This is a genomic window from Aliiroseovarius sp. S253 (assembly GCF_049800855.1).
Classification (GTDB): domain Bacteria; phylum Pseudomonadota; class Alphaproteobacteria; order Rhodobacterales; family Rhodobacteraceae; genus Aliiroseovarius.
Genome location: NZ_JBNAFW010000002.1, coordinates 727,501 through 728,886, shown reverse-complemented (window position 1 = coordinate 728,886; position 1,386 = coordinate 727,501). Strand labels below are relative to the sequence as shown.

General features: G+C 53.3%; 2 rRNA genes (1 of these 2 only partly in view). Both read right to left on the bottom strand.

The window, feature by feature from the left end:
* Nucleotides 1-83 precede the first annotated feature (83 nt).
* Nucleotides 84-198: ribosomal RNA gene (gene rrf / locus ACP15F_RS15015) — 5S ribosomal RNA — on the bottom strand.
* Nucleotides 199-278: 80 nt separating this feature from the next.
* Nucleotides 279-1,386 (bottom strand): 23S ribosomal RNA (locus ACP15F_RS15010) (it continues 1,724 nt past the right edge of the window).

Here is a 1,386-nt window from a genome sequence, read left to right as displayed (position 1 = left end):
AAAACGCCGCCGGCATTTCTGCTCGGCGGCGTTTTGTTTGTTTTTATCATCGTTTTGAGAGGATACTGATTGCTCTTTATTAGGTTTGGCGGTGACCTACTCTCCCACACCTTAAGATGCAGTACCATTGGCGCAACCGTGCTTAACGGCCGAGTTCGGGAAGGGATCGGGTGTTTCACTGGTGCTGTGACCACCAAACCGAATAAAGAGCAATTCCAAGTCAAGTTATACTGTGATGTATGCTTTTGATTTTTCAGTAGAACTGTCTTCTACTGGATCAAATCAAGCCTATCGGACCATTAGTACCAGTCAGCTGAACGTGTTACCACGCTTACACCTCTGGCCTATCGACGAGGTAGTCTTCCTCGGTCCTCAGGGATACCTTGTTTTGAGGGGGGCTTCCCGCTTAGATGCCTTCAGCGGTTATCCTGTCCGTTCATAGCTACCCAGCACTACCGTTGGCACGATAACTGGTCCACCAGTGGAACGTTCACCCCGGTCCTCTCGTACTAGGGGCAACTCCTCTCAAGTATCCTACACCCACGGCAGATAGGGACCGAACTGTCTCACGACGTTCTAAACCCAGCTCACGTACCTCTTTAAACGGCGAACAGCCGTACCCTTGGGACCTGCTCCAGCCCCAGGATGAGATGAGCCGACATCGAGGTGCCAAACACTGCCGTCGATATGGACTCTTGGGCAGTATCAGCCTGTTATCCCCGGCGTACCTTTTATCCGTTGAGCGATGGCCCTTCCACTCGGGACCACCGGATCACTATGGCCGTCTTTCGACTCTGCTCGACTTGTCAGTCTCGCAGTCAGGCTGGCTTCTGCCATTGCACTCAACGAGCGATTTCCGACCGCTCTGAGCCAACCTTCGCGCGCCTCCGTTACTCTTTAGGAGGCGACCGCCCCAGTCAAACTACCCGCCACACAGGGTCCCGGATCCGGATAACGGACCGCGGTTAGACATCAAACAGAACAAGGGTGGTATCTCAAAGGAGGCTCCCTCAGAACTGGCGTCCTGAGTTCAAAGCCTACCACCTATTCTGCACATGTTGTGTCTGATGCCAGTGTGAAGCTGTAGTAAAGGTGCACGGGGTCTTTCCGTCTAACCGCGGGAAGCCTGCATCTTGACAGGCAATTCAATTTCGCTGAGTCGATGTTGGAGACAGCGGGGAAGTCGTTACGCCATTCGTGCAGGTCGGAACTTACCCGACAAGGAATTTCGCTACCTTAGGACCGTTATAGTTACGGCCGCCGTTTACCTGGGCTTCAATTCGGAGCTTGCACTCCTCCTTTTAACCTTCAGGCACCGGGCAGGCGTCAGACCCTATACGTCGTCTTGCGACTTCGCAGAGCCCTGTGTTTTTAGTAAACAGTCGC